The organism is Paenibacillus sp. J22P218 (assembly GCF_056269195.1).
Map to the genome: position 1 here is coordinate 78,757 of NZ_JBWDNL010000009.1, position 26,591 is coordinate 105,347.

Consider the following 26,591-nt stretch of genomic DNA (forward strand, 5'->3'; position numbering starts at 1 on the left):
TGCGGAATCATGGTCGCACCAACTTATCGAGCACCACGTATTGCTGGCCGCCCTGCACGCGGAGCAACAACACGGCATCGCCAGCCTCTAGCCCCTTGCGAATAACAACCTTGCCCCCGGTCGCTGCCTCTCCCAGGTCGACCTCAAACTTCGTTAAGCTTTCCGGTATAATCAAAAAATCCTCCGGCAGCGTGAAACGTGGATCCACGTTCACTTCCAGAGGATTTAAACTCGTTACTTTACCGACCAGAACGGCCATCGGGTTACCAGCTGCATATGCCGCTGCGCCGGCTTTTTTGATTGAATCTAGTAATGCCATCAAATCACCCTCAATTCCAGACTCATTGTATGCGCATCCGCATCGAACTTATGGGTACAATCTTCCACAAGAAAATATTGGCTAATCGCAAGCTCTTGAATGACGATTGGAATATAAAAGCCTGCCCGAACACGAAGATCGCCAAGCGCTTCGATGCTGAGCGTCTTTTGCTCACGGTTTTTTAAGGTCAGCAACTGATCGACAAGCGTCTTGATCTGCGCTTCATTCATCTTCTCATCCGCCTGCTGGTACAGTTGAAGCCTGCCCCACTTGGCGATATTCGCGCTATCTTGGCCAAGATGAATATCCCGTTTCCCCGTCTTCTTATTGTCCTGATACACTTTAATATAGTTATACGAATCGCTGTCAATCGAGCGCTTATAACCGTAATCATGCATCAAGCTCCAATCGCCGACAACGAAATCGAGCTTCATCTCCTTAATGTTGCGAAGGGACAATTTGCCGAAATCGTCATAGAGAAAGAAGTTTCCTCTTTCATTAATGACCGTCAGATCGAGTGCTTTGCAAATAATGTCAAGCAGCTTCTTGTTGTCTTCCGACATTTTCGGGATTTTGTAGCCCGTATCCGATATCGTTCCCAGCTGAAGCTTAAAATCGGAGGCAATTTTCTTCACGATCTCCGACGCGGTAATATTGGTGAACACGTAGGTGTCGTTAGCGAGCAAATAGCGGATTTGGTCGTACGCCGTAATCGACACGCTCTCGTCCTTACCCGAATCAATATCGAACACATAGCCGTAAAAGACCCCTGCCCCGTCCTTCATCACGCGAATAACGTCACCAACGTTCACCGTAAATAGATCGCTTTGGAACAAGCTGCCCTTAACGAGCGTCAAACTTAAACTGGATGCCGACCCGATTCGCTTCGTCTTGTAGGTCAGTGACGGAACAATACTCGTAATGTCCCATACATTGCCGTTTCGGTTATCGATTAGTATCTCTAGCATCTCATAACTTCCTCAGTTTCAAGATTTTTCCTTCAAGTGCATCTTTCTTCAACAGCTGCCAATCTTTGATTTTGTTCCATTTTGCTATATTACGTGCAAATACCACACTTCCAAGCTGTTTCTTTGCTACCTTAAGAAGTGTATCGCCTTTAGCCATCCTGTACGTCTTAGGGCCTTGCCGTTCTGAAGGTCGACTCACCTGCTTTTTAACACCCGTCTGATCATTACCCAAAATCACTTTCCGAGCGCCGTAAAAAACGAACTTCTTCAACCCGATACTGTATTCGATATCCGACGAACCCGCGATTTCCGACCACTCGAATTTCTCGATGCTAACGGCCATATTGAGATCAAATGAAGCGCCGGTGAAGACGAATCGGATCGGATGCTTCGTTTTCATCCAATTCAGGATCAAGTTCACGTAATATATCGGATCGTACAGAGCCTGGCTTGCGACGAAAGCATAATGATTTACCGGAAATACGCTTTTGAATGAAATATCCGTTAGCTTCGGACTCTGAATCACGTTAATCTCACCTAGACCGGACACCTCGAAGGTTTTGCCGCCGACTGAATCTCCAATTTGAATATCTGGAGGGTTAACTGGAATACGAAAACCCTCCTGCTGATTGTTATAACTGAGCCATATACCATACTCGGAATAATTGTTTATTTGCATTATGCGTACACCCCTTCCGCGGAGGTTGCGATCTGCTCATTGAGCGTCTTCTCGATACGTCCGATGATCGTATCAATGTCGTGTCCACTGTTAATATCACCAGTCTGCACACTGACACTCGGCTGCAAGGATACGAAGTTTTGAATGTTCTTCATCTCGGCAAGCTCCCTCATCGTCTTCAAATCCTCACTGGAAATATCAACCGTTTCGTTGATGCTCCCGACTTCATTGACTCGGTTAATGTCTGGTTGCGTTCCACCCAAACCTTGCGTACCATCTGGTTGTTCTCCCGGCTTTTTACCTGCGGTTGTTTCCTTAAGCTTAGCGCCTAGATCTCCAAGACCGTCATTCATATTGCTCATAAAGCCACTTCCTGCTTTATTGCCTTTATCGAAGGCATCACCAACATCGGTCTGCGCCATTTTGTACTTCGATAGATCAAAGCCTTCCTTATAATTCTCGGGATCGAATTTTTCCAGTGCACTGGCTTCAAATTCAGCTATCAATGGAATCTTAGCTCCGCTGATGGCGTTTAACTTTTCAATAAGCCAGTTCACGTTGTCGATAAGCTTATTGATCAATCCTTCAAAGTACCCTAGCACCGTCTGAACCAAATCAAAGAAAAACTTCCGAACGCCATAAGTAGCATCATTAAAGACATTCACGAAGAAGCCAACGACATCTAAAATAATGTTCCAGAAGCCAGCGAACAGATTTTTTAATACTGCGAAGAATGCGTAGAATACGCCGGTAATAATGCCGACAATGGCTTCCGTTTCCGCGCCGAAGTAAATCATAATTCCAATTAATATTCCAATCGCCAGTATAATAAGCAGGATCGGCCAGTTAATAAGCAGCCATGCTCCTGCTTGTGCCAGCAATGGCGGTATCGCTGCCCATAATGGAACAAGCAGTCCCCAAAGCGCGGTAAGGATAGTCGGTAGAAACATCGAACCGATTAATAAAAATACAGTCGCAATAGCTGGCCAATACGCAATGAACTGATTCACCAGCCATAACGCTCCCTCTGCTACAGAAGCGAGCATTTGCGCTACGAACGAGAGTCCCGCGCCGAAAATATCAAAGAATGGTTGGAGCTTCCCTGAATCAAACAATTCATTGACTGCGGCCAAAATAGGCGTAAATGCAGCTATCGCTCCAGATCCGGCCCCAGCGAGCCCGGCTTTAACATTATTTTGTATATCAGCGATATGCTCATTTGGGGTATTCATTGCCTTAGCTAACGCATCTTCCCCCATATTTGCCTTTATAAGCACTTCATCAAGCGCATTAAGAAATCCATCCACGCTATCCTCGCCTGGCGCAGTGAATTTTGCGATATCGATTCCTTCTACGATTTCGGGACTAATATTGAATTGACTGGCTATGCCAGAAAAATCGCCAGAAGACATTGCTTCTTTGATCGCAGAAGCCGCACCGCCTACACCGCCTCCGCTCGTATCAAACTTTGACATCTTCATAGCCATCGTAGACATACGATCTAATTGTGAAGTGTCGTTGGCTGCAGGCATAAGTTCAAGAGCAGCTTTTACCCCTTCAGTAACATCGACCCCGTTATCCACCGCATTTTTTCGAATATGATCGAATAAAGGACCGCCTGCTTCCTCGCCGCCACTTCTTGCGACGAGCATTGCCCGCATTTCATCCTCTTCCGCGGCGCCCGATACGGCCGTTTTTATCATCTTTGCCGCAGTTTGACCCACTCTCCCCCACAAAGTAGCCCCCGGAGCCGCAGCTGCTGGCGGAGGCGCGGCAGCCAAAAAACGATTTATTCGCAACATAATAAAAGCAAGGGACCCTACAGCTGCAAGTCCTTGTATTATTTTAATAGGAAGCTCTAGACGTTGAGCAATCGTTTTCTTGCCTTTATTTCCGTTGTTTGCGTTGTTGCCATTATTGCCGTTGTTCCCATTATTAGATCCATTAGCACCAGCATTTTGATCTGCTGCTTCTCTAAGCTTTTTAAGAGATTCCGTAAACTTATTCATTGATATGGTTGCTTTCTTGAACTCTGCATCCACTCGCTCGATACTTTGCTTGGCTGCGGTAACTCCTTGAAGCATAATTCTGCTTTGATTGGCAGTGTTCATAATGCTTATTCGAATATTAGCAGAGACTGCTACTGAAGTGCCGATAACCATAAGCATTGATCGGTGGGAAATCATAAATGGGTTGGCCATCCCTTCACCCCCTTCACACGGGCAAGAGCGCTCCCGATGCCGAGAGCGCTGCCCGTCCTTATTTTCGTTTCGATCTGGCTCGCTGCTTCTTTTCGCTTTCGATGCGGACGTCGATCATGGCATAGATAGCTGCTTTCTCGCGGCGGGACATCGCCATCAGCTCGTGGGGCAAGATGCGTAGCTCGTGGAGGGCGTAGTAAGCGTAGTTCGCTTCTCCGTCGCCCTCTTTGATTAGTTTTTTACGTCATCGGCCAGATCGTTCAAACTTTGGTTGAAACCGTTAATGTCCTGCACTCGCTGGACGAGGGACGCATATTCGCCCGGACGAAGCATGGTGCGAAGCAGATTTTCCGCGCCCATGACTCCGTACGACTTTTGCAATTCCGCATCCTTCAAGTTCGGGTAATGTATGCTGCTGACGACCAGCTTCGCCAAGTATTCATCCGTATTCGTCTCAGGTACGAATACCCCATTCTTACCTTTCACTTTGCGCGTCGCCGACTTCCGGCATTCCTCATTCTCCGCCTCGGTCATACTGCGAAGTTGCCATGCAATCGGCTCGCCCTCCGCGTTCTTGAAGCGATTCGATACGATAAAAGGTTCGGTCTCCTCCGCAGCCGCATGTTGCGCAAAAAATAAACTTAATTCACTCATGTTCGTCCTCCGATACGTTTATATGGTTTTTTTATTAATTGCCCGCAAGTTTTGCAAATTGATCTTGGATATCGACGCCCTCAAAGGTGAACTCCAGTTCTTCCTCCAACGCCTCGCTTTCCGTATCCAGCTTGCCGATGATGACCTTGTTCAGGTTGACGTTATACAGCGTCACCGTCTGCTTGCCGATGGAGGAAGCCGGGTCCTCATTCACGATGACGATGTCGAAGTAGGAGTCGATGCCCGTCTTCACGTAGTCCAGCATCATTTGGCGGAACTTCGTCGTCACGTAATAGATCGTCATGCTGCCCGTACCCGACCAGCCCGTCGCCTTGTGCTGCAAGCCGCGATGCCCGAGCGTCTTGATCTCGGCCTTCGTCTTCTCGATGCTTGCCTCAAGCGTCTTAATGTAGAACATTTCCTCGTTGATTCCGTTAATATTGGCATACGCCCGTCCCTCTTGACCGGAAATCGTATCTCCCGCATTCAAAAATGCCATCTTACTTCACCGTCACTTTCATATATACTTTTTCTACGCTGTCTACCGGTTGGATATAAGCATCGATGAAGATGCTGTCAGGCGACTCGCCGCCCGAAACGGTTAGATCCGTCTGCGAATCGAACTGCTGAATAGCACCGCGGCGCTGCAAGCCATCCAAATACTTCACGCATTCGCTGCGGAACAGGCTTCGGCCATCCTGGTTGTTGTCGATCTTGCCGATATACGATGCTTCAAAAATATGTTTAAGGTCGTTCGCAATGCCGTCCAGCACGCGAATGACACGGTTTTTGGCGAACACTTGGCTTTTACCAGCCGTTAGCGTCGTGAGCGTATTAATATCCTGCTCGACGATCGCTTGACCGTTGCTTGCCGTGAATACGAATTCGCCGGCCTGCAGAGCTGCCTCGATCTGCGTATTCGTGTAACGAATATCCGCATCGACAGCATCCTCGTAAGCATCGTAAGTCAACGATTTGTTTATTGCAGCGCCTGCCGTTGCTGCTGCCACCCATACCGTCGCATTTTGCGCATCCACGATCGTGCCATCCGCCAGCTTAACGCCGTTTTTGACGCTAATGACGCCTTCATGATCCGCAGCAGCGTATTTCGCAACGACGACTTGGATTTTGCGGCCTTCTACTTCGCGAAGTCGACGGGCAAAAGCCGCATACGCTGCTTTGAGCGAATCATCGCTGGATACGAGCGCGATCGTATGGAAGTCGAGCAGCTCGACCTTCGACAGGAAGTCGATATGCTGCTGATTCGTAATCGAGCCATTCGCTCCGCCAACAAGCGCCGTGCCAGCTGTTGCGCTAAGAGCGCCAGTACCGCCGAATACGACGAAAGCGTTCGGAAGGAGGGCACCAATGGCATCAACGGTCTGGACATCTGCCTGTACGTTCGATACGTAAGTGATTACATCGAACAAATCACCGTCATCGACGTTCTCCTGAACAGCAACCTTGATATCATTGCCTCGTACGCCGCCGAACTTCGCTGTTGCCGTAAGACTGCCGATCGCAGCCGTTGCTTTCGTACCCTCATTCAAGCGATACACCAGAATCGTCTTAGCACGATTCAGCGCACTTGCAAGCCATCCAAGCTCCGGTGCGTCAAGACTGTAGCCCAGTAAGCCGAATACATCCGATTCCGCATTGATTTCAATCATTTGCTGAGTCTGACCCCAATCAAGCGTTAGCGGGACTGAAACAATACCTCTCTCCCCGATGTTGCTTACTGCCTTCTTCTCGCCGACCACATTAATATAAACGCCGGGACGAATTTTGTTTTGCGTTGTCCAATTTCCTCCTGCCATGTTCTACATGACCTCCTTTGTCAAATAAACGCTGATTTGTTTCGCTGCTTGTTCATGCGAGTAAGTCCCATCCACATCCAGCACGGCGGCTAGAACGTCTTTCTCGGAAGTCGAATACCTGCTCGCTGCAAGCAACTGTGATTTGCTGAAGCTATGCTCCGGCTTCGCTGCTTTCCTGTCGCTTTTCTTCATCCATCCTTACCTCCATCATCTAAAAGCCTACGTCGTGCTGCCCGGCTGCTACATCTGAATCACTCCTCTCGGGCTTGGTACAAAAAAGGGACAAGCAGCTTATCCCTCAGCCGCTTGTCCCTCGCTCATGATCTCTTGCACAATATCATAGTAGCACGGTTTTTTTGGCGATATCGGACATCCGGCGGACAACCTTCGGACATTAAGCGGACATAAACCGGACAAGCTCTTGCACTGCCTTCTGCTTCCATCTGCGGAACGTGCGATCAACAATACCAAGCTCTGAAGCAACGAACTCCGCTTGCTTTCCTTCTATATAACGAAGCTTCAACAGCTGCGCGTATTGCGGCTCGCATTCCTCCAGCGCTTCCAGCGCTTCGTCGATCTCCCGCTTTTGTCGCTCCAGATCCTGAAGCTCGCTAATCTTATCGAGCACGCCCCGATACCCTTCAGATGAGGATGCACCTGCCCTCGCTTCCAGCACCTTCTTGATCTTGGCCTCCAGCTCTTTGAGCAGCTGCTCGTCCTCCGGGCTTGCCGAAGCCTGGATTCGTTTCACTTCCTTAAGTTGCGCGCGCGTCCCAAGCGGATATTTCGTTAAGTTCGCATGAGCAGCCGATTCAATCTGCTGCTCTCTCTCGTCCAAATACATATAAGTCGGCAGCTTACGAAGCTCTCGGTGCAGCTCCTGCAGCTTATCGTCCTCTGACACTGCGCTAAGTCGGATGCCCGGTCCGACCGATGTTTTCTCAAGCTGCTTCATGCGCGCCGTCAGACGGCGATATGAGCCCAACAATTCAAGTGCGATTTCTTCCTTATTCATTTGATACGACCTCCTATTTATTGTTTAAGTATTTTAAATACCCTTGTAAACAAAAAAATATAACGATACTTCGGTATTGACAATACCATCATCGAGAAATATACTAGCTGTGAAGTATTTTCAATAGCAACCCCGCTATTCATTAGACAGCCATACGTTTCCTTCTGATGAATTTCATTGTATTCGGTATTTATAATACCGTCAAGTAGTTTAAATACCGTTACAACAATAATGGAGGGTATTCAAAATGTCACTAGGGTCAAGAATCAAAGAGCTGCGCACCGAAAGAGGGCTGACTCAGCAGGAAATTGCTGCTAAACTGGAAATGGGCCGTTCCAACTTCGGCCATATCGAGAACGACCGCGTAACGCCGACGAGCGAAGACTTGCAGAAAATAGCGGATATTTTAACAACGACAACCGATTATCTACTCGGCCGCGACCATTCCACGGCAACTATTCCGGAATGGGCCACGTATAAAGATAAGCGCGACTTCAAGAAGCTGCTGGAGGACGACGGGGAAGTGATGTTCGACGGCGTGCCGATGAGCCCTACCGACCGTCAGCGTGTCATGGATGTGCTTACCGGACTGTTCTGGGAAGCGAAGCAAATGAACAAACATAAGAAGACTGCACCGCAGGATGCGAGATCTGACGATGCCGAAAGGTAGCTGTTGCTATGGATAAACTAATTCGTAAGCTGATCCGAAAGTTCCAGACCAACGACCCTTTCACGATAGCCGAAGGGCTTGGCATCCATTTGCGGTACGCGGATTTAGGCGAGGATACGAGAGGCATTTATTATAAAATATTGCGCAGGCGTTTCATCGTCATTCACGAACAGCTGCCAGAGGACTGGCGTCGGTTCGTATGCGCGCATGAGCTTGGACATGACCGTCTGCATCCCGGATTCAACCGGTTTTGGCTGGACGAGCAATCATTTTTTAATGTAGGCAAGTATGAGCGGCAGGCAAGCAAGTTCGCCGTCCGGCTTTTAACCGCTGGTGATGCCCCGGGGCGAAGCGAAACGCTCGAGGAGCTGCTGCGGCGTAACGGGGTCCCTCCAGAGATGCAGAAGTTTTACTTCTAAAATTAATGAACAAAAATAAAGCTAGCAATCCGTTCCCCGGATTGCTAGCTTTTTAAGCTTCTTTAGCGCTCAATCAGCCCATACTTGCTTTTGATCCGTTCCAGCTTCTCCAGCATCGGCCGCGAGAGAATGGCCAGGAACACGACTGTTGCGACGGCATGCACCATATCGAACCAGAACCCCGAAGCGTAGGTTGCGAGCAGCGCCTCCCACGAGAAGGTGGACGTGAACATCATCAACGATCCGATGTTAATAATGCCCCCATAGATGAAGAACGTTGCCAGTCCGCCGAATAGGCAAAGCGCCAGCCGCGTCTTCTTCAACAAGCCTTTCTTGAACAAAATGCCCGCCACAAAACCGATGATGCCGAAGCAGAACATTTGCCATGGCGTCCAAGGGCCTTGTCCGAAGAAGAAGTTGGAGACAAATCCCGCAACGGCGCCGACGAGAAAACCCGCCTCCGCACCGAAGCCGACGCCCGCGATAATAACGATCGCCACAACCGGCTTGAACTGCGGCACCATGAAGAAAGCCGCCCGTCCGGCTACAGCAATAGCTGATAATACAGCAATAACGATTAACTCGCGCGCTTGCGGCTTGCGCTTCTCGAAGACGAGCGCGAAAGGCAGCATCGTATACAAAATAATCAATAAGCTAACAAAATAATATTTGCGGTCGTCCAGAACGAAGATGCCGAACAAAATCGTTGCAGGAATAACCAGCAAGATAAGTGCGGTGGATATCAGCGTCCGGCTGCTGAGCCTCTCGCTCACTATCCGCTTCTCCGGCATTGCCCAATCACATCCTCTACCGTTACGCCGCCCGGCCATACGTGGCGAACCATGCGATTGGCTGCCGTTGTGTAGAAGCTATTGCCTGCAAAAAACGTTTTTGTCTCGTTCGTCGCAATAATGCTCCCGTCGAAAAACATCGAGCAAACCTCCCCATGCCTGGCGCAAAACTCGATATCATGCGATACCATTACGATCGTGACGCCTTTTGAATTCAACCGCTTCAGAAAAGCGGCCAGCTTCTCCTTAAAGTAACCGTCCAGCCCTTTCGTCGGTTCGTCGAGCAATAAAATCTTCGGTTCAAGCAACAGCACCTTTGCAAGCGCGGCACGCTGCTGCTCTCCGCCGCTCAGATCGTAAGGATGCATAGCCAATAACCGTTCCAACTCGGCGAACTCAACTACAGCCCCAACTTTGGCGGCCTTCTCCTCTTTCGTCAATCCAGACGAATCAAGCATCTCGTACAAATCCTGCTCAACCGTTTTCTTCACGAACAGATGCTGCGGATTTTGAGGGAGAATTCCGAGATTGCTTGTGAACAGTTCTCTGGCGTTCAGCTTCGCGACGTTTTTACCGCCGATAAGCACCTTCCCTCTATAAGGCTTAAGAATACCGCCAATTAATGATAACGCGGTAGACTTCCCCGTCCCGTTGCCACCGACGATGCAGTGGAACTCGCCTTCTCCAACCTCCAGCGACAAATCCTTGATGACATCGGGCCCGTTCTTCTCGTACTTGAACCAAACGTCTTGAAATATGATAGCCTTGCTGTGCGACTTCTTCGAAACGTCCCGTCGTCCCTCAGCGATCTCCGATTCGGCAGCCTTCTTGCCTTCCAAATACGCATTCAGCCATTGTCGCCCTTCCTTGACTGTAATCGGACAAGGCAGCTCGCTGTCAACGCCGGCACAGATTTGAATGGGAGACGGCATCGAAGCGAACATCGGATGATTCATGCGGGCTAGCGCTTCGCCTACAACCCAAGGAGAATCGTCCGCTATAATCGAGCCTTCGTCCATAACGATGACGCGATCCGAGAGCGGAAGCGCCTCTTCGAGCCGATGCTCGGTCATAATGATCGTCGTACCGAGCTCGCGGTTAATTTTGAACACCGTCTCCAGAAAATCGGTCGCCGCGATCGGATCGAGCTGGGAAGTTGGTTCGTCCAAAATAAGTACGGAAGGCTGCATGGCCATAATGGAAGCCAAATTGAGCAGCTGCTTCTGCCCGCCTGACAATTCCGTCACGTTTTTGTGAAACCAAGTCTGGATGCCGAAGAAGCTCGCCATCTCGGCTACCCTTAGCCGAATCGCCGCGTTGTCTGCGCCTAAGCTCTCGAGGCCGAAAGCCAGCTCATGCCACACTTTGTCCGTCACGATCTGGTTGTCGGGATGCTGCAGCACGAAGCCGATATCCGATGCCTGTGTTCTATGGTCGATTTGCTCGATGGGAATGCCGCGAAAATGGATCTGACCCGTACGCTCGCCGTGAGGCGCAAGCATCGGCTTCAACTGCCTTAGCAGCGTGCTCTTACCGCAGCCGGACCTTCCGCAGATCGTAATGAACTCACCGCTATGGATGGTGAGATTGATGCCCTTCAGCGCCTCCTCTTCTGCAAGAGGAAACTTGAAGCTTAAGTCCTTGATTCGATAGCTTTCCATTTCAGTTCCTCCACCGCATTAGTAATGACAGGCAGCAAACATAATCCGAAATACGCGACATACACGGCCAGGCTAACCGCGGTCATTTCAGCCGCTTTCATCGAGGGAAAATAACGCATCGTATTCTCTCCTATTGCCCACCCGTATAGAATGGCGGCGATGAGTACCAACATGATAGCAAGCACGGTTTTATCCCGCCGATCAAACCGATAAAGCGAGAAGCTCGTCCTCCCCGGCAACCCATACCCTCTGGCTTTCATCGAATCGGCCGTTTCAATCGCATTTTCCAGTGCCCAGGTCGTCATTATGGAAAGGATCGTCAGCCCGTTGCGAACTCTGGCAAGCAGGCTGCCCTGCGTCACATCCCTGCCGATGCTCCGCTGCGCGTTCGATATGATCTTGATCTGATGCATATAGCGCGGCACGAGTCGGAGCGCCATAGAGAAAATAAGCGACAGCGCGGGCAAAATTCGCCCGAACAAATAAATAAATTTATCCGAAGTCATGACGGCATTATAACAAGAGAACCATACAATAACCGTGACGAACATACACGCGGAAGCGAGTCCGTACAAGATCGATTCCAGCGTAATCGGATTGCCGTTTTTTAAATAAAACAGAATCGTGACACCCGCATGGTTAAAAAGCGGATTCAATGCCGCCATCCCAAGCAGCAGCGGAAGCATATATAGAACGTTGAATGTAACGGCTTTCTTGCGCTTCAACATAATAGAGTAAGCGATAGCGCTAAGTAGCGCTATCGCTTGAAAAACAGGATGCATGAACAACATGCTGAAAGCAATAATGACGGCAAAGTATCCGAAGCTTATGAATGGATGGTAACCGGAGAAGCTGTCGCGGTTCGCTTCCCTACTCATTGTCCAGTTCCTCCCGTGGCCGCATCGCCGCCCACGTCGCGTCCAAGATCGCATGTATATACCCAATCAATGACATCGCCGTCCTTCAGCTTGTAGCGGCTGCTGCCGTAGTTCGGAAACCAACCATTCACCTTGTACATCCAGCCGCTCAGCTCGCCGCAATCAAATTCGTACAAATTGTTGATACCTTCGATATAGTTGCTGTTATAGATCGGAGTCATCTCGAATTCCATATGAATTTTGTTCGCCTTCATTTCCCGAAGCAGTACGTCGAATACCGATTCACCTTCGTAAAAAGTCACTTTACGCGCCTTGTAGATGACCCCGTCCTTCGGCAGCACTTCTAGCTTGTCCTTGTCGAGCATATCCAAATTGTCCAGTATAGTAGCGGCGCTTACGGATAACGTGACGGTTAACGCTTTGCTCTTATCGACCGTAACGTCCTGCGGCTCTACTGGCTTTGGCTTGCCGGAAGGGACGGGATCAGTTAGATATTTATCTTTTTCCTTATCCTTGCTTGGTTCCTTGCTCGGCTGCGTCGTTGCCGGCGCCTTCGTCTCAGATGGACGATTCGTAGCCTTGGCCGTCGCCTCAGGCTTACCGGGTTTCGGCTCCGGCGTTGCCGAAGGTGTGCCGGCAGCTTCGGTTGAAGCAGGCGATGGTTCGCCCGCTTCAGCAATAACGCTTTCCGTCGCCTGCGGATTTAAGCTCGGCTCGTTCGCACCGGCGATGTCCGGAGTCGTTGTCGGCCGCTCGCTCTCTCCGTCCAACGAAACCTCGCCCTCTTCCACCACCTGCGAAGCGGCCTCACCGCTCTTGCTCGGCTGCGAAGCGGCCTCACCGCTCTTGCTCGGCTGCGTGCCTTTGCCATAATCGCCGCCCCAGAAGAAAGCAACCGCCAGAACGGCTATTATCGCCAGCGCTGCGAGCCATTTTTTATTATTCATATTGTCGCACCTGCCTTGCTTGCATCTGCTCTATTAAGCGACATCCGACATCTCATACAATCGGTTAAGCCCTTTAATGAACCTGTCATAAGCGACTAACGCATAGAAGGATTGATCCGTTGCCATCAAGTCGACTTCCCCAGGCTTCGCGCCTCCGTTGTCAATACCGCCCGGCTTCACATGATAGAAGCCGCCGCCCTTTACGGCGAAGCCAAGCAGCGCGTCAAGCGCCGAATGGCCGTTCTTCACGAAACGCGGATCGGTATCGGCGTCGATGCCAAGTCCCGATAGAGCCACGATGACCTGTGCAATGCTCTCGGCATTCGACGAGCCCCAGCTTGCATAACTGCCGTCCGCTTGCTGCGCCTTGGACAGCCATGCCAAGCCGCGATCCACGGCTGCTTTCACCTTCTCGTTGGTGCCATAGTAAGGCGTAAGGCTTTGAATCGCCATTGCCGTAATATCCGGATCGGCCGCAGCCGCTTCCTCGCCAAGCGCCCAGCCGCCGCCTGCAATTTCCCGCCCCAGTATGAAGTCGATCAGTAGCTCTCTCGTCGTTTGCGTCTTGACTGCCGCGTCGACTGGAATCTCGTAACCTTTGCTGTCCAGAGCAATCAACGCGAATATAGGTCCGTTAATACCTTGCTTAATGACCGTATTGAAATCTGCAAGCGGCTTAAGCAGGTTGTATCCTGCCACATTGTCTACTTTCTTCCCTAGCGCGGTAAGCGCTAGGACGACTCTGTCGTATTCCGTGTATTTCACATGATGCAGCTTGCCTTCTTTTTCCTTAAGGGTTTGTTCGACATTGGCGAAATACTTGGCATAGTACCCGTCTGGAACGCTTACCCCCGAACGAGCAAGTCCCAGTACTGACCATTCACCGCCAATGCTTGCGATAATTGGATTGGTTACAGTCTTCTGCAAGTAAGATGCAGCCTCATTGATAACCTGCTTGACTGCTTGATCCTGCCCAGCTTCAGGCTGTTCTGCCTGCTTACCGGTAAGAGCATAAGCCCTCATTGCAACGACTGCTGCCATTTCTCTCGTAACGTCAGCTTTCGGCTGGAACTGGTTGCCGTAACCGAGCATCAATTCCAATGCGACAATCGTTTGTACGTCTTTGTTGGCCCAGTTCGATACTGAGCTCAAATCTTTGATCGGCGTTGCAGGGGTTGCTGCTTGCAAACCGAGCGCTCGAACAATTGTAGCCGCCATCTGTTCGCGCGTAATGCTCTTGCTCGGATCAAACTTATTATCGTAGCCCGATACGAAGCCTGCCTTATATGCCGCATTGACGTACGGATAGAACCAATTATCCTTGGCAACGTCCGTAAAGGCGATCACATTGTCAATATCCGTCTTCAATCCAAGCACAGATACCAACAGCTTCGTGAACTCCGCTCTTGTTATCGTCGATTTCGGATTGAACTTTCCGTTGCTGCCTTGAACGAACCCTTTCCCGGTCGCATCGGTAATGGCTTGATAAGCCCATGCCGAGATTGATGAGCTATCGGAATACAACTTCGCGATGTCGATCGCTTGCTTCGTATACGCCACGAATGCCGCGCCGATATTCGATTTAATAACAAGATCATTGCCGTTCACGTATGCATAGATTTTTTTCTCGTTGTCTTTCGTTTCCAGTGCACCTTGCTCATCCGTATCGTAAACCTTTATTTCCGTAAACTTGTTTTTCTCGTAGTACCCCGGAACTTGGCCTGCCGCGTCTTTCAGTGAGATTGTCACCGGCGTATCGAATTTCACAGGTTCCTTGTCATTGCCGAGTACGAAAGCGTAATTCACATTTTTAAGAGAAGCTGTGCTGCCGGCAAGAGCTGACTTAATCAGATGTTCAAGCTCGGAAATCGTAATGCTCGGCGCAGACAAAAGCTCGATCGTTTGCGGGCCGGACACTAGCTTTGTGCGCTTCGCGATCGCCGCGGTTATATTTCCCTTAACGGCTGTTATATGCGGAATACCGTCCGCAACATCCGCCAGCTGCAGTTGCAGCTTCAAGTTCGTAGTAGGAATTTGAACCGTAATGTTGTCGGTATTGTTATGTTCTTTCGATAATTTAATAAAATAGTTTTTCTGAACATCGTTTGGTACTTGAACGACCGGGTTAGATTCGTTAGGATTGACGATCAGTTCCGACGATTTTCCGTCCGATGGGAGCTCCGAGAAACATTGGCTCGGATCGTATATGTCCAAGTCTTCACCCAAATTTGTCGTATAGCGCCATTGAATAACGTCTCCGTCTTCAAGCTCATACAAGCTTGCGCCGTAATTTGGATAAATGCCATTCACGTTGTACATCCAACCGCTATACTGGCCGTGATCGAACTCACCGTCTCCGGCGATCGATTCTACGTAGACGCTGTTGTATTCCTCGCTCCATGAATATTGCATGTTAATATTTTTGCTGCCAAGCACACGCTTGAGCACCGTCCATACCGTATCCCCGGACTGCAGCTCAACTTTAGTGGGGCTCAATACAAAACATTTATTAATCGTCATCTTGTCGACCGACAACGTCGCATACGTTTTCGGCTGAGGCTCCGTGCCGCCGCCCGGTGCTTCGACCTCAGAAGACGAATAAGCGACATAGTCCGTAAAATGATTTGTTTTGACGATGAGATCGGATCCGCTGTCATACGCATATTCGTTCTTGCCGCTTGCTTTGCCCGCCGCATCGTTGGCAAACTTCCCGATTGGATAGGCGGTGCCCCCCTCGATGTAAGCAGCATCCTTGCCCGCTTTTCCTGCGAACGTCAGCGTTACGTAATCGCTGAACTCCACTCTTCCGCTGCCGCCCATGGAGAACGCTTGTACGAGCGCATCCAGGCTGCGATTATCCGGAAGGCTGTCGCTAATCTGAGCGATCAACGCAGGATCCGTCACCGATTTCGACGTCAGCAGCTCGATTGCCGAAGCATCGCCGCTCACAACCTGCGTACCGCTTGGAATGAAAGCAGCAGCTCCACCCTTAACGGCTTTGATTTCCGGCAGGTTCACTGCGCCCGAAAGATCGACGGATACTTTCGACGCCTTGCCCTCCGGAATCGTAATCGTCACTTCTTTGCCGCTGTCGCTGGCCGTGATCGGTACAGTGTACTCCTTGTTGTCCTGCGGCACGATAACTTCCGGCTTATCGCCCTCAGGCAGCGGCAGCTCGCCGTTCTCCTGAGGAATTTCCGGCAATTGGAGCTCAACGTCCGTCATGTCATAGAGACGGTTCATTCCTTTCAGGAATCTGTCATACGCAACAAGCGCGTACGTGCCTTGATCGGTAGCCATCGCATTGGCATCGCTCTCCATTTGCACGTGCTTGAATCCACCGCCGGCGACGGCGAAGTCAAGCAAAGCATTCAAAGCCGATTTGCCGTTTTTAATGAATCTGGAATCGGTATGCGGGTCAATGCCCAGTCCCGTTAGAGCGACAATGACTTGCGCGGTGCTTTCGCTGTTTGCACCCCAATTATCAAAGCCTCCATCGCTCATTTGCGCATTGGATAACCAAACAACGGCTCTGTCCACTGCGGCTTTGACGTCGCTTCTGGCTGCATAATAAGGCGTTAATGCTTGTATGGCCATAGAAGTCATGTCGGGATCCGCCACATCTCCGTAGAAAGTCCATCCTCCCGCATTCTCCGTGCCTTTGTTAATTTCTTTGTCCAATATAGATAGAATTAATTTTTCTTTATCCGTCTGCATCTTCCCGGGGGCTGCTTCTGGAATCTCATAATCGTAGGCATCGAAAGCAAGCAAAGCGAATACCGGACCGTTAAGCCCTTGCCCGCTTACGAAATCGTAGTCCGCCAAGCCTTCCTTCAGGTCGATTCCGCCGATATTCGAAACGTCCATCCCGATGGAAGCAAGTCCGATCATCGTTCTGGAGTAGTCAGTGCTCGACCACAACGCGCCGTAATCCTCGATTTCCTTTTTAATTGCGGCATTCGCATTATTGTAATACGTCTCGTAATACCCTTTAGGCACGTCGTGCCCCGCCCGCGCAAGCGTGAAAATGGTCCATTCTCCGCCAAGCGTACCCCATGTCGGGTTATTCACCGTAGCAAGCAGATAGGCTAAGCTTTTCTTTAAATGATTTTGAGCTGTCTGAACGGCTCCAGGCTTATAAGTAAATGTAAAAGTGCTCTCCGCTATATTGCCCGCCGCATCCTCGGCTGTTACGACAATCGTGTTCGCTCCCTCGCGAAGCGTCGCCTCGTACTTGCCGTTTTTGCCGCTAACGATAGTATCGTTCAGCTTTACTACCGGAACGATTCCCTTGGTTCGATTATCCGTAACGGATACATCAAATTCAAGATGTTCCAAATCGACTTCCTGACCATTAACGATTCCCTGAACCGAGATGATCGGCTGTTTCGTATCCGGCGTCAAAATCTCTACGTCGGTCATATCATACAAATACGTCAATCCGTTAATGTATCGACTGTAGGCAACAAGCGCGTATGTGCCTTGGTCGGTTGCCATGCCGTCCACTTTCCCCGTCTTGACATGCTTGAAGCCGCCTTCGGGCACTGCGAAAGCCAATAGCGCGTCCAATGCCGAGATGCCGTTTTTAATAAAACGCTCATCCGTGTGGGCATCTACCCCAAAGCCGGATAAAGAAGTAATAACTTGTGCGATGCTTTCGCTACTCGAGGATCCCCAGCTCGTATAGCCTCCATCCGCGCTTTGTGCTTTGGATAACCACGCAATCGCTCGATCCGCAGCTCCCTTTACATTCGTGTTCGTCTCGTAATAAGGAACCAGTGCTTGCAGCGCCATGGCTGTCATATCCACATCGGCTGCGCTCGTTCCTAGTGCCCAACCGCCTGCTTGATCAGTACCTTTCTTTATTTCCTTATCGAGCAAAAATTGAACGAGATTTTCCCTTGTCGTTTGCGTCTTTCCCACAGGAGCGTCAGGAATTTCATAGTCATGACTGTCCAGCGCAATCAACGCGAATATCGGACCGTTATTGCCTTGCTTCTTGACATAATCGAAGTCTGCTAACGCGCTTCTCAAGTCAAAGCCGGCAACATCCGTTATATCCCGGCCAACGGATGTAAGGCCAAGAATGACGCGGGAATGCTCCGTGCTTTTCGTCTTGTCGAGCACGCCCGAGTTAGCCGTCATTAGCTCGGTGACTTTATTGGCTACATTATTATAGTAGAGATCGTAATATCCGTTTTGTACGTCATATTGTCCCCGCGCAAGCGAGAGGATGGACCAATCCCCGCTCCCCGTTCCGAATACGGGATTCGTGACGGTTTTTTGGATATATGCAAGGTTTGCATGGATTTGTTGCTCCAGCAGGGCGTCGAACGTTTGCTTGTAAGTAACAACAAAGGTTTGCTCTGCTTTGTTGCCGGCCTCATCCTCCGCCGTTATCGCAATCGTGTTGTTGCCAGCGATTAGCGTCGCCGTATATTGTCCATCCGTTCCCGTAATGACCGTCCCATTCAGCTTCACTTGAGGAGTGATCGCTTCCGATACGTTGTCCGTTACCGTAACGGCGAAATCTAATTCGCTTTTGGTTAAGATGGCGTTGTTTTCTATGCCTGCAACTTCGATAATGGGTAGCTCCGTATCTTCCTCATCGGCGCTCAATGCTTCGCTGAGATCGGCAAGTGCTTCATCGACGCTATCTTGGGAGCTAACCATGCTTTCAAGCGCGTCGTAAGCAGCCGGATCAGATTCATCCTCTGCCGCGAGCGCAATGCTGGCTCCGTTCGTGAACACAACAGAGAATAGGATGCTTGCGATAAGCAGCCACGCTAAATACTTGTTCCTGATCATCTTTTCATTACTTCCTTTCCAGTCCTTCGATTTCTACTAAATCTTGTCTACCATACTTTCAGCGCGCACAAAAAAAACCTTCCGCCGCAATCGGCAAAAGGTTTAATAGCGCACACAGCAAAAAGCCCGCACTAAAAAACATCCTCCTATCGCTCGTAGAATGAATGGCATATCGAAACAGGCAGGTATTCTGGCTCAAGCGTCATCGCCCTTGCATCCTTCCCGGTTTCCCAGTGGCATCTTGCAAGAACTCTTCTTATACAGCGGCGGGACCGCGCGAGATTTGCACTCGCTTCCCTTTTAACCAATCGACAACTCGACGAATCGAGACTGATTATTGGCACCTGTATCTACTATGAAATTATGTTGCTTATCATATCCGATTAATCGGCATTTGTCATGCTTTTGTTTTAAATTCATGCGTGTATGAGCTCACCGCCGGGTATATGGCTCATTAGGTGCATTTCGTCGAACTAATCTCCGTTGCCTCACGGTTGTGAGCTCGATAGTTGCCTTTCATCGAACTAATTCGGCCGATTCGCCACTACCTTACCAAACTATCCCCTTTAGTTGCCTGATATCGAACTAAACAGGTGGCTCGCTTGGTACAAGGCTAATTAGTTGCCTAGAATGACACTATAGCAGATGAGCTGGCTTTTGGAGCGTACCCGCTTCATGCCGTGTAGGAGCTTACCTGCCATTTCAATTTATCCAAGCACCATATAGCATCACAAGTCATCCACAAAACTTAGCGCTCCAAGCCAATCCGCAAAAATGCTCTAAGTCACATCAAGTTCACAGCCATTTAGAACCAAAAAGTTTTTTGCGCCAATTGGTAAGTTGCACATATTTGTTCACGGTTGTCCAAAGTTGTTCAGGTCAAGTGCGCCCTTTTCTTCAGGAGGTGGAGATTTATATGATAAGATAGAATTTGCCACACACTACGATTACGAGGTGCCCATATGTCCATTAGCTTCACTTCTTCAATTATTAGCCGCCTAAAAAGAGAAATTGCCGATACGCAGAATCAGCTTGCGCACGATAAAACGAAACTTACAAAAGTGAGCGCGAAAATAAAACAGCTGCAAAAGGACAGTAAGCTGAGTTCTTCGCCAAGTGACCTAAGCAGCAAAATGACCCAGCTTACGAAGCTGAAGGATGAAGCCGCGAAGCTTGAAGCTTCGCAAGCAGACTTAACGAAACAACTAACTGCGAAAAACGCCGAGCTTAGGCAGCAGCTCAATAAGTCAAAGCCATAATAAGATAAAAAGAGCTTCCGAAGCACATGACATCATGTCCTCGGAAGCTTTTTTCAAAAAGTATTTTAAGTTAATTTAACAAGGCTGTAGTTTTTCTTGCCTTTGCGGATAATGATGAATTTACCGCCGATTGCATGCTCGGACGAAACCGCGAACTCTAGGTCGGTGATCTTCTCGCCGTTCATCGAGATGGCGCCGTTCGATACGTCTTCGCGCGATTGTCGCTTCGAAGGCTCGATACCAATCTCTACAAGCCACTCCACGATGTTTTTCGCTTCGCCTTCGCCGCTCGCCTCGTACGTAGGCATTTCTTTGAAGCCTTGCTCGATCTCGTCTGCCGTAAGCGAACGAATATCGCCGCTGAACAACGCAGCCGTAATACGCTTTGCTTGATCCAACAATTCGTCGCCATGTACGAAGCGAGTCATCTCTTCCGCAAGCGCCTTCTGCGCTTCACGTTTATGCGGTTCGGTCTGCACCTTTTCCTCCAACGCTTCAATTTCCGCTTTGCTGAGGAACGTGAAGTACTTCAAGTATTTCACAACATCGCGGTCATCGGTATTCGCCCAGAACTGGTAGAACTCGTAAGGTGTCGTCTTGTTCGGGTCAAGCCATATGGCTCCGCCGGCCGTCTTGCCGAACTTCGTGCCGTCCGCCTTAAGCATAAGCGGAATCGTAAGACCGAACGCCTTCGCCTCCGAGCCTTCCTTCTTGCGGATCAGATCAAGACCGCTCGTAATATTGCCCCATTGATCAGAGCCTCCGATTTGCAGCTGCACATCCTCGTGTTGGTACAGGTGCAAGTAATCGAGCGATTGAAGAATTTGGTACGAGAATTCGGTGAACGAGATACCGCTATCCAGCCTGCTCGCTACGACATCCTTCGCCAGCATCGTGTTAAGGTTGAAGTTTTTACCGTAGTCACGAAGGAAGTCGATAATATTGATTTTGTGCGTCCAATCGTAGTTGTTCACCATGCGAATCTCGTTGTCGCCGTCCGTGATGAACAGCTTACGCAGTTGAGCACTTAGCGCATTCACATTGTCCTGAACCTGCTCAAGCGTTTGCAACGAGCGCTCCGCCGAACGTCCGCTCGGATCGCCAATCGTACCTGTCGCTCCGCCGATCAGAATAACCGGACGATGACCGGCTAACTGGAATCGCTTCAGCACCATGAACGGAATCAAGTGTCCGATATGCATACTGTCGCCCGTCGGGTCAACGCCGCAATACAACGATACCGCCTTCGTATTTGTTAATTCACGCAAGCCTTCTGCATCTGTCTGCTGATTAATGGCGTCACGCCATTCGAGTTCGTCGATAATGTTCACAGCCACACAACTCCCTTTTTTCGTTAAATGTCAATAAAAACAAAAAACGCCCCTAGTCTATAAAAGACTAGGGACGATTATTAACCGCGTTACCACCCAAATTACACGAACCTATTACCACAAAAACGTTCGTGCCACTCTCGGTGATGTATCGTTCACCATTCCGCTTGGCATTACCCAAGATACTCCGGAGTGTACTTCGCGATCTCTGTGTGTGCCAGGTCCCATCGACCCCTGGCTTTCTGTAACAGGGACAAAGCCGCTACTGCGCTCGTTCAACGTATTCACATATGAGAATACGACAAGTATAGAGAATTGTGATTCGAATGTCAACAAGGTGAAATGGCTATCGCCGTCCTCTGGCGGTGCTGCGCGTCATATCTCCGCTACTTCTCACGTTCAATCAATAACCGCCATCCCACTGCGGCACATGCAACAACTAGAACGCCAGCTGCAATAAGGATTGTCTCCACTTTCACAGCATCTCCGAGAGGACCGAACAGCAGCATGCCCAGCATAAGCGCGAATGAATTCGACACCTGCATGAAGCTGAAGACGCGGCCATGCATCTGCGGATCAACCTTCTCCTGCAGCATGACGGTGAGTGGAGAATTGAACGATGGCGATGTAATGCCTATCAGCAAATTAAACAGTAAATACAGACCAAAATAAGGCGCGGTACCGAGGGCAATCATCAGCAGACCGTATAGCGAGCATGCGAGCAGCGTCGTTAGCATGCGATTGCGGAAGCCGCCCCATGCTGTTATGACGATCCCCCCGATAAGCATACCTGCGCTAAAAGTCATTTCACTTGCAGATAAGCGCCATACCTCCGAGCCGAACGAACGGCTAACCATTAACGGTGTCAGGAAAGCGGCGGGACTAATGAGCAGCATAACTGCGAATAGAAAGACGAGCAAGCGGCGGATATAGGCATGCTCCTTCAAGTATGCGAATCCTTGCTTTATATTTTGTCCGCTGGTGCTTCCTGCCTTGGACTCATTCACAAGCCTCGGCACGGCAATCCTCAGCATGATGACGATTCCTATCGCTGCCGTTACGACATCAATTAACAGAGCCGTCTCAATCGTAGCAAAAGCCAGCACGGCCGCACCTGCCGCAGGTGACAGAAACATCATCAGCGAAGATATGCTGCTGTTGATGCCGCTTACCCGCATGAGCCGATCCTTAGGCACAATCTGCGGAATGATCGCTTGAACGGCCGGTGTCTGAATACCCGTGCCAAACGAGCGAATAAGCAGTACCGGATAAAGCAGCGCGATATCGTTATATCCTGCCATAAACAGTAACGCTAGTAGGAGTGTCGCGATGGCAATTAAACCATCAGCCAACATAATCATCGTTTTGCGGTTATAGCTGTCGATCCACACTCCCGCGAACAGCGAGATGAGAATCTGGGGCAAGAAGCCGCACACCGTGGAAATCATAAGCATGGTTCCCGAGGACGTATGCAAAGTGATATACCAAATAATCGCGAATTGAACCATGGAAGAACCGAATAAGGAAATTGTCTGAGCGGTCAGGAACAACGTTATTTTTCGCTGCCAGCCTTTATCATTTATGTTGTTATCGATATGCATAGTGTGAACACTCCTGTTAAAATGTCATATTTACACGCAAAGAAGCTGCCGACAAAAACGTCAGCAGCTTCTTAATCCTACATACCGGCAGAGAGCATCACGAAAGAAGCGTATGACCATACGCTTTTTTTCCATACATGCGATCTGCCGATGATAGAAGGGAAGCGTAAGCGATTACGCTTCCCGATTAAGCTCCGCACAACGTTCATCGTTTGTCATTTGTCCGGAGCAGCGTGTTGGATAACGTTTCACAGTGTTCAAGCGACTAGTGTCCATCTTCGAACATCCTTTCAATTGATGCCATTGTAGTATGGCGAACCTACCTTGTCAACAAATGACCGATACAACCCTATACAATTCCATAGAATCGCGCGCAGTTGCCGCCAAGCACCTTTTCCCTATCCTCGGCCGACAATTGATCCGCATAGTGAATCACGATATTCATAACAGATTGATAATCGCGGCTAAGCAGACTAACTGGCCAATCCGATCCAATCATAAGCCGCTCAGGCCCGAATGCTTCGAATACGACGTCCAAATACGGCTTGAACTGCTCCGGATTCCATACCGACATATCCGCTTCCGTTACCATGCCCGACAGCTTGCAATATACGTTGTCGTTGGCTGCCAACGCCTGTATGTTCCGCCTCCACTCTACTATCGATCCAATGCTAATTCGAGGCTTTGCTAAATGATCAACAACGAATGGCTGCTCCGGAAATCGCTCTACTAAACGGATCGCATTCGGCAAATGCTTCTCGAAGATCAACAAGTCATATGTCAAACCATACTCCTTTAAAATCGACAATCCGCGCAAGAAGTCATCTCGCAGCATAAAATCATCGTCCGGTTCGTCATGAATAACATGCCTGACTCCTCTTAGTTTCGGGTTCTTGCTGAATGCTTCGAGCTGCTGACGAACATCAGACGAGCATAGCTCTACCCAGCCGACAACGCCTTTAATAAAGTCATACTGATCCGCCAGCGTGAGAAGCCACTCCGTCTCTTCCAGCATCTGCCTCGCTTGCACCGCAATAGCCCCATCGAATGTTATGGAATCCAGCAGCGGCCTAAGATCCGTGGGCAGAAATTTTTGCTTCAAAATGCTTTCTTGCTCGCCGATCCACGGATAATCCTCAGGCCGATAATCGATAAAATGCTGATGCGAGTCGATTCGCATACGTTTCACCTTCTTTGTTATTCATTATTTTAACTCTTATGCTTACCAAGAAAGGTTATGAATAGGTCTTAGAAGCTGCTGCACGTCCTGGAACAGATCCAGATCAATCGGTTCGTTCACCCACGATACATTTTTGACGATATTGGCCGGGTTCGCTGTACCGACGAGCGTCGTCGGAATGGCCGGATTAGCGATCGCATACTGGATGGCCAGCTTGGACAAGTCCTTGGCTCGTTCCTGGCATAGCTGCGCTGCAGCTATGCAGGCGCGTTTGATTTCTTCGGTTGCCGGATGCCAATCGGGAGGTCCTTGCTTGCTTAACAGTCCCATTGAGATTGGCGACGCATTGATAAGCCCTACTCCTTTTTCTTGCAATAGCGGTAAAAGCTCCGTTAGACGGTTATTGTTCAAGCTGTAGTGGCAGTACGAGATAATAGCGTCCACTTGCGTCTGCTCAAGCACGGAACGGAAGATACGGAGCGGGAATCCCGTGATGCCGGTAAACCGAATTTTTCCTTGTTCCTTTAACTTCTGCAACGCCGGTATGCTTTCCTCTATGATTTGGTCTAGATTGCCGAATTCAATGTCATGTAGATGTAGAATATCGATATAATCCGCATTCAATCTTGCAAGACTTTCTTCCACGCTACGGAAGATTCGATCTGCCGAGAAATCGAATTCATTCTCCCCGTAGCGTCCCGCCTTCGTCGACAGTATGAAGCGGTCCCGCTGCACGGTCTGCAGCGCTTTGCCCAGCACGGTCTCCGCTTTCGTCAGCCCATAGTAAGGCGAGACGTCAATGAGATTAATGCCTTGATCGAGCGCCTCATGGACGGTACGAATGCCTTCCTTTTCATCAATGTTCTTGAAGACGGAACCGAGCGAAGAAGCTCCAAAACTAAGTGCCGACACCTTCAAGCCTGTATTCCCTAACGCTCGATATTGCATGCGAATAGCCACCTTTATTAGTTATTAAAATAAACCGCCCTTATACTTACTTAACTTTACTAAGTAAGTATATAGGTCGACTCCACTAAGTGTCAATCAAATAAATAAGCCCCTCGGAGAGGGGCATACACAGGCTTACAGTAAGGTCTGATCTCCCCCAACATCAAACAACCGTTTGATAAGGAAAGTAGCTGAACCGATCGCCGCGGATTGCTCTGCAAGCTCAGACACAACAATCCTCGTATTGCGGCCGGCATATTTCATTTGGTAGCGCTGGGCGTTATCATGTATAGCGGTTATAAAGCTTGATCCTGCCCGTGACAGCCCTCCTTCAAGGACGATCATTTCCGGATCGAGCAGGTTAATCACTTTCGCAAGCGCGAGACCGATATATTCTGCAGCATCTCCTATGATTCGCTGCGCCGCCTCGTTCTGACGGCCTGCAGCCTCGAAAACGTCCTTCGCTTCCAGCCCGCCTTCATCGGCTTTCTTCCGAATAGTCGCATCGTCCAGAATGCCGAGCTCCGCTCGAGCGCGTCTCGCGATGGCATCGCCCGATGCAAGAGCTTCTAGACATCCAGGGTTGCCGCATACGCATATGGGACCGTCCTTTTCCATCGTCATATGCCCTAGTTCACCTGCGCTGCCCGAACCTCCACTGAACAGTTCACCGTCAAGGAACAAAGCCGAACCGATGCCATGTCCTAGATTAACGCAAATGAAGCTATTAACGTCGTCGCGTCCATAGCCAAACCATTTCTGAGCCATAGCCATGGAATGAGTCACATTATGAACGACCATCGGCATCTCAAATCGAGCTTTAAGCGCGGACAGCAGCTCTACCCCCTCCCAATGGAAGTCGGGCGAGAACAGTACCTTGCCATTCTCCTTATCAAGCAGTCCAGGCATGCCAAGTCCAATGCCGAGCAGGCATTCCTGCTCAACCCCTGATTGAGCGATGACCGTCTCGATGGAAGCCGAGATACGATCAATAATGACTTCAGGTGAATCGTTTACCATAGTCGGCACCGAGTGCTTATACACAATGTTCGCCGACATATCCATAAGAATGGATAAAATATTCGTCGTTCCAATGTCGACGCCGACTACATAATGGCGATCCTGAACGAACTCCAGCAGTTGGGGAGGCTTACCTCCGCTGCTCTCCCCTTTGCCGGTCTCTCTCACGAGTCCTCGTGCGATCAATTCATCTGTTATCTTCATAACGGTTGGAATGCTAAGCCCTGTACTGCGGGCAATTTCCGCCTTGAATATTTGTCCCGATGCCCGAATCGCCAACAGTACATTTCTCTTGTTCATCGTATTAATAACGCTTTTATCTATTTTCATTGCCGCTGCGCACCCGCTAACTTATTTCATTTACTTAAGTAAGTGTATGAACGGGTGCTGCGAAAGTCAAGTTGCTTCACCTGGGGCAGTTAGCA

The 26,591-nt window shown here is 49.6% G+C and carries 22 protein-coding genes, 1 riboswitch and 1 other annotated feature; of the genes, 3 read left to right on the forward strand and 19 right to left on the reverse strand.

The genetic code is table 11. The features are described from left to right. Nucleotides 1-7 precede the first annotated feature (7 nt). The 9 genes from AC0YN0_RS28880 to AC0YN0_RS28920 all read right to left on the reverse strand — a co-directional run bounded on the left by AC0YN0_RS28880 (nt 8) and on the right by AC0YN0_RS28920 (nt 7,653). Entirely contained in the window at nt 8-319 is a 312-nt protein-coding gene (locus tag AC0YN0_RS28880) for a DUF2577 domain-containing protein (RefSeq protein ID WP_475824398.1), read from the reverse strand. After that, nucleotides 319-1,287 carry an XkdQ/YqbQ family protein gene (locus AC0YN0_RS28885; RefSeq protein WP_475824399.1) on the reverse strand — a complete coding sequence of 323 codons (969 nt, stop codon included), beginning with the start codon at nt 1,285-1,287 and terminating at the stop codon, nt 319-321. Before AC0YN0_RS28885 ends, AC0YN0_RS28880 begins: the two co-directional genes overlap by 1 nt. A gap of 1 nt (nt 1,288) precedes the next feature. Beyond that, complete coding sequence (locus tag AC0YN0_RS28890) at nt 1,289-1,966, reverse strand: LysM peptidoglycan-binding domain-containing protein (RefSeq protein WP_475824400.1); 678 nt, start codon at nt 1,964-1,966, stop codon at nt 1,289-1,291. Next, nucleotides 1,966-4,167: a hypothetical protein gene (locus AC0YN0_RS28895; RefSeq protein WP_475824401.1), complete on the reverse strand. Its 2,202-nt coding sequence runs from the start codon at nt 4,165-4,167 to the stop codon at nt 1,966-1,968. The genes AC0YN0_RS28890 and AC0YN0_RS28895 overlap by 1 nt, the downstream gene beginning before the upstream one ends. Before the next feature lie 231 nt (nt 4,168-4,398). Then, entirely contained in the window at nt 4,399-4,821 is a 423-nt protein-coding gene (locus AC0YN0_RS28900) for a phage tail assembly chaperone (RefSeq protein ID WP_475824402.1), read from the reverse strand. A gap of 34 nt (nt 4,822-4,855) precedes the next feature. After that, complete coding sequence (locus tag AC0YN0_RS28905) at nt 4,856-5,320, reverse strand: phage tail tube protein (protein WP_475824403.1); 465 nt, start codon at nt 5,318-5,320, stop codon at nt 4,856-4,858. Between the two features lies 1 nt (nt 5,321). Continuing rightward, nucleotides 5,322-6,638 carry a phage tail sheath family protein gene (locus tag AC0YN0_RS28910; protein ID WP_475824404.1) on the reverse strand — a complete coding sequence of 439 codons (1,317 nt, stop codon included), beginning with the start codon at nt 6,636-6,638 and terminating at the stop codon, nt 5,322-5,324. A 3-nt stretch (nt 6,639-6,641) separates the two neighbouring features. Beyond that, nucleotides 6,642-6,830, reverse strand: coding sequence for a hypothetical protein (locus AC0YN0_RS28915; RefSeq protein ID WP_475824405.1), 189 nt, complete (start codon nt 6,828-6,830; stop codon nt 6,642-6,644). 202 nt (nt 6,831-7,032) lie between these two features. After that, nucleotides 7,033-7,653, reverse strand: coding sequence for an ECF-type sigma factor (locus tag AC0YN0_RS28920; protein WP_337100942.1), 621 nt, complete (start codon nt 7,651-7,653; stop codon nt 7,033-7,035). 247 nt (nt 7,654-7,900) lie between these two features. Here AC0YN0_RS28920 and AC0YN0_RS28925 point away from each other — a divergent pair, with 247 nt between their 5' ends. Together AC0YN0_RS28925 and AC0YN0_RS28930 are read left to right on the forward strand one after the other, a co-directional pair. Beyond that, nucleotides 7,901-8,323, forward strand: coding sequence for a helix-turn-helix domain-containing protein (locus AC0YN0_RS28925; RefSeq protein ID WP_475824406.1), 423 nt, complete (start codon nt 7,901-7,903; stop codon nt 8,321-8,323). An 8-nt stretch (nt 8,324-8,331) separates the two neighbouring features. Continuing rightward, nucleotides 8,332-8,742: an ImmA/IrrE family metallo-endopeptidase gene (locus tag AC0YN0_RS28930; RefSeq protein ID WP_475824407.1), complete on the forward strand. Its 411-nt coding sequence runs from the start codon at nt 8,332-8,334 to the stop codon at nt 8,740-8,742. Nucleotides 8,743-8,804: 62 nt separating this feature from the next. On the opposite strand, the gene AC0YN0_RS28935 is transcribed toward AC0YN0_RS28930, so the two are convergent. Genes AC0YN0_RS28935 through AC0YN0_RS28955 form a run of 5 tightly spaced genes read right to left on the reverse strand, consistent with a single transcriptional unit; the run spans nt 8,805 to nt 18,827 of the window. Next, nucleotides 8,805-9,533: an ECF transporter S component gene (locus tag AC0YN0_RS28935; RefSeq protein ID WP_475824408.1), complete on the reverse strand. Its 729-nt coding sequence runs from the start codon at nt 9,531-9,533 to the stop codon at nt 8,805-8,807. Further along, nucleotides 9,515-11,194 (reverse strand): ABC transporter ATP-binding protein, encoded by a 1,680-nt coding sequence (locus AC0YN0_RS28940; protein ID WP_475824409.1) that lies wholly within the window; start codon nt 11,192-11,194, stop codon nt 9,515-9,517. Before AC0YN0_RS28940 ends, AC0YN0_RS28935 begins: the two co-directional genes overlap by 19 nt. Then, entirely contained in the window at nt 11,167-12,072 is a 906-nt protein-coding gene (locus AC0YN0_RS28945) for an energy-coupling factor transporter transmembrane component T (protein ID WP_475824410.1), read from the reverse strand. Before AC0YN0_RS28945 ends, AC0YN0_RS28940 begins: the two co-directional genes overlap by 28 nt. Beyond that, nucleotides 12,069-13,019: a DUF4430 domain-containing protein gene (locus AC0YN0_RS28950; RefSeq protein ID WP_475824411.1), complete on the reverse strand. Its 951-nt coding sequence runs from the start codon at nt 13,017-13,019 to the stop codon at nt 12,069-12,071. The genes AC0YN0_RS28945 and AC0YN0_RS28950 overlap by 4 nt, the downstream gene beginning before the upstream one ends. A gap of 33 nt (nt 13,020-13,052) precedes the next feature. Further along, nucleotides 13,053-18,827, reverse strand: a complete 5,775-nt coding sequence (locus AC0YN0_RS28955) for an S-layer homology domain-containing protein (protein ID WP_475824412.1) — start codon at nt 18,825-18,827, stop codon at nt 13,053-13,055. A 163-nt stretch (nt 18,828-18,990) separates the two neighbouring features. Then, a riboswitch (cobalamin riboswitch) is annotated at nt 18,991-19,190 on the reverse strand. Between the two features lie 599 nt (nt 19,191-19,789). On the opposite strand from AC0YN0_RS28955, the gene AC0YN0_RS28960 reads away from it, so the two are divergent. Further along, nucleotides 19,790-20,086 (forward strand): hypothetical protein, encoded by a 297-nt coding sequence (locus AC0YN0_RS28960; protein WP_475824413.1) that lies wholly within the window; start codon nt 19,790-19,792, stop codon nt 20,084-20,086. A 65-nt stretch (nt 20,087-20,151) separates the two neighbouring features. Here AC0YN0_RS28960 and tyrS read toward each other — a convergent pair whose 3' ends face one another. The 5 genes from tyrS to AC0YN0_RS28985 all read right to left on the reverse strand — a co-directional run bounded on the left by tyrS (nt 20,152) and on the right by AC0YN0_RS28985 (nt 26,496). Next, nucleotides 20,152-21,417 carry a tyrosine--tRNA ligase gene (tyrS, locus tag AC0YN0_RS28965; protein ID WP_475824414.1) on the reverse strand — a complete coding sequence of 422 codons (1,266 nt, stop codon included), beginning with the start codon at nt 21,415-21,417 and terminating at the stop codon, nt 20,152-20,154. 66 nt (nt 21,418-21,483) lie between these two features. Further along, nucleotides 21,484-21,705: a binding site (T-box leader), on the reverse strand. Between the two features lie 98 nt (nt 21,706-21,803). Further along, nucleotides 21,804-23,018: an MFS transporter gene (locus AC0YN0_RS28970; protein ID WP_475824415.1), complete on the reverse strand. Its 1,215-nt coding sequence runs from the start codon at nt 23,016-23,018 to the stop codon at nt 21,804-21,806. Between the two features lie 349 nt (nt 23,019-23,367). Beyond that, nucleotides 23,368-24,198 carry an amidohydrolase family protein gene (locus tag AC0YN0_RS28975; RefSeq protein WP_475824416.1) on the reverse strand — a complete coding sequence of 277 codons (831 nt, stop codon included), beginning with the start codon at nt 24,196-24,198 and terminating at the stop codon, nt 23,368-23,370. A gap of 42 nt (nt 24,199-24,240) precedes the next feature. After that, nucleotides 24,241-25,146 carry an aldo/keto reductase gene (locus tag AC0YN0_RS28980; RefSeq protein ID WP_475824417.1) on the reverse strand — a complete coding sequence of 302 codons (906 nt, stop codon included), beginning with the start codon at nt 25,144-25,146 and terminating at the stop codon, nt 24,241-24,243. A 135-nt stretch (nt 25,147-25,281) separates the two neighbouring features. Continuing rightward, nucleotides 25,282-26,496 (reverse strand): ROK family transcriptional regulator, encoded by a 1,215-nt coding sequence (locus tag AC0YN0_RS28985; protein ID WP_475824418.1) that lies wholly within the window; start codon nt 26,494-26,496, stop codon nt 25,282-25,284. Between the last annotated feature and the right edge of the window lie 95 nt (nt 26,497-26,591).

Bases quoted from the DNA above. Each gene is read 5' to 3' on its own strand.
- AC0YN0_RS28945 (WP_475824410.1), bottom strand. From the start codon at position 12,072: ATGAGTAGGGAAGCGAACCGCGACAGCTTCTCCGGTTACCATCCATTC.
- AC0YN0_RS28980 (WP_475824417.1), bottom strand. From the start codon at position 25,146: ATGCAATATCGAGCGTTAGGGAATACAGGCTTGAAGGTGTCGGCACTT.
- AC0YN0_RS28900 (WP_475824402.1), bottom strand. From the start codon at position 4,821: ATGAGTGAATTAAGTTTATTTTTTGCGCAACATGCGGCTGCGGAGGAG.
- AC0YN0_RS28895 (WP_475824401.1), bottom strand. From the start codon at position 4,167: ATGGCCAACCCATTTATGATTTCCCACCGATCAATGCTTATGGTTATC.
- AC0YN0_RS28955 (WP_475824412.1), bottom strand. From the start codon at position 18,827: ATGATCAGGAACAAGTATTTAGCGTGGCTGCTTATCGCAAGCATCCTA.
- AC0YN0_RS28915 (WP_475824405.1), bottom strand. From the start codon at position 6,830: ATGAAGAAAAGCGACAGGAAAGCAGCGAAGCCGGAGCATAGCTTCAGC.
- AC0YN0_RS28950 (WP_475824411.1), bottom strand. From the start codon at position 13,019: ATGAATAATAAAAAATGGCTCGCAGCGCTGGCGATAATAGCCGTTCTG.
- AC0YN0_RS28910 (WP_475824404.1), bottom strand. From the start codon at position 6,638: ATGGCAGGAGGAAATTGGACAACGCAAAACAAAATTCGTCCCGGCGTT.
- AC0YN0_RS28885 (WP_475824399.1), bottom strand. From the start codon at position 1,287: ATGCTAGAGATACTAATCGATAACCGAAACGGCAATGTATGGGACATT.
- AC0YN0_RS28935 (WP_475824408.1), bottom strand. From the start codon at position 9,533: ATGCCGGAGAAGCGGATAGTGAGCGAGAGGCTCAGCAGCCGGACGCTG.
- AC0YN0_RS28970 (WP_475824415.1), bottom strand. From the start codon at position 23,018: ATGCATATCGATAACAACATAAATGATAAAGGCTGGCAGCGAAAAATA.
- AC0YN0_RS28930 (WP_475824407.1), top strand. From the start codon at position 8,332: ATGGATAAACTAATTCGTAAGCTGATCCGAAAGTTCCAGACCAACGAC.
- AC0YN0_RS28920 (WP_337100942.1), bottom strand. From the start codon at position 7,653: ATGAATAAGGAAGAAATCGCACTTGAATTGTTGGGCTCATATCGCCGT.
- AC0YN0_RS28890 (WP_475824400.1), bottom strand. From the start codon at position 1,966: ATGCAAATAAACAATTATTCCGAGTATGGTATATGGCTCAGTTATAAC.
- AC0YN0_RS28985 (WP_475824418.1), bottom strand. From the start codon at position 26,496: ATGAAAATAGATAAAAGCGTTATTAATACGATGAACAAGAGAAATGTA.
- AC0YN0_RS28925 (WP_475824406.1), top strand. From the start codon at position 7,901: ATGTCACTAGGGTCAAGAATCAAAGAGCTGCGCACCGAAAGAGGGCTG.
- AC0YN0_RS28975 (WP_475824416.1), bottom strand. From the start codon at position 24,198: ATGCGAATCGACTCGCATCAGCATTTTATCGATTATCGGCCTGAGGAT.
- AC0YN0_RS28880 (WP_475824398.1), bottom strand. From the start codon at position 319: ATGGCATTACTAGATTCAATCAAAAAAGCCGGCGCAGCGGCATATGCA.
- AC0YN0_RS28940 (WP_475824409.1), bottom strand. From the start codon at position 11,194: ATGGAAAGCTATCGAATCAAGGACTTAAGCTTCAAGTTTCCTCTTGCA.
- AC0YN0_RS28960 (WP_475824413.1), top strand. From the start codon at position 19,790: ATGTCCATTAGCTTCACTTCTTCAATTATTAGCCGCCTAAAAAGAGAA.
- AC0YN0_RS28905 (WP_475824403.1), bottom strand. From the start codon at position 5,320: ATGGCATTTTTGAATGCGGGAGATACGATTTCCGGTCAAGAGGGACGG.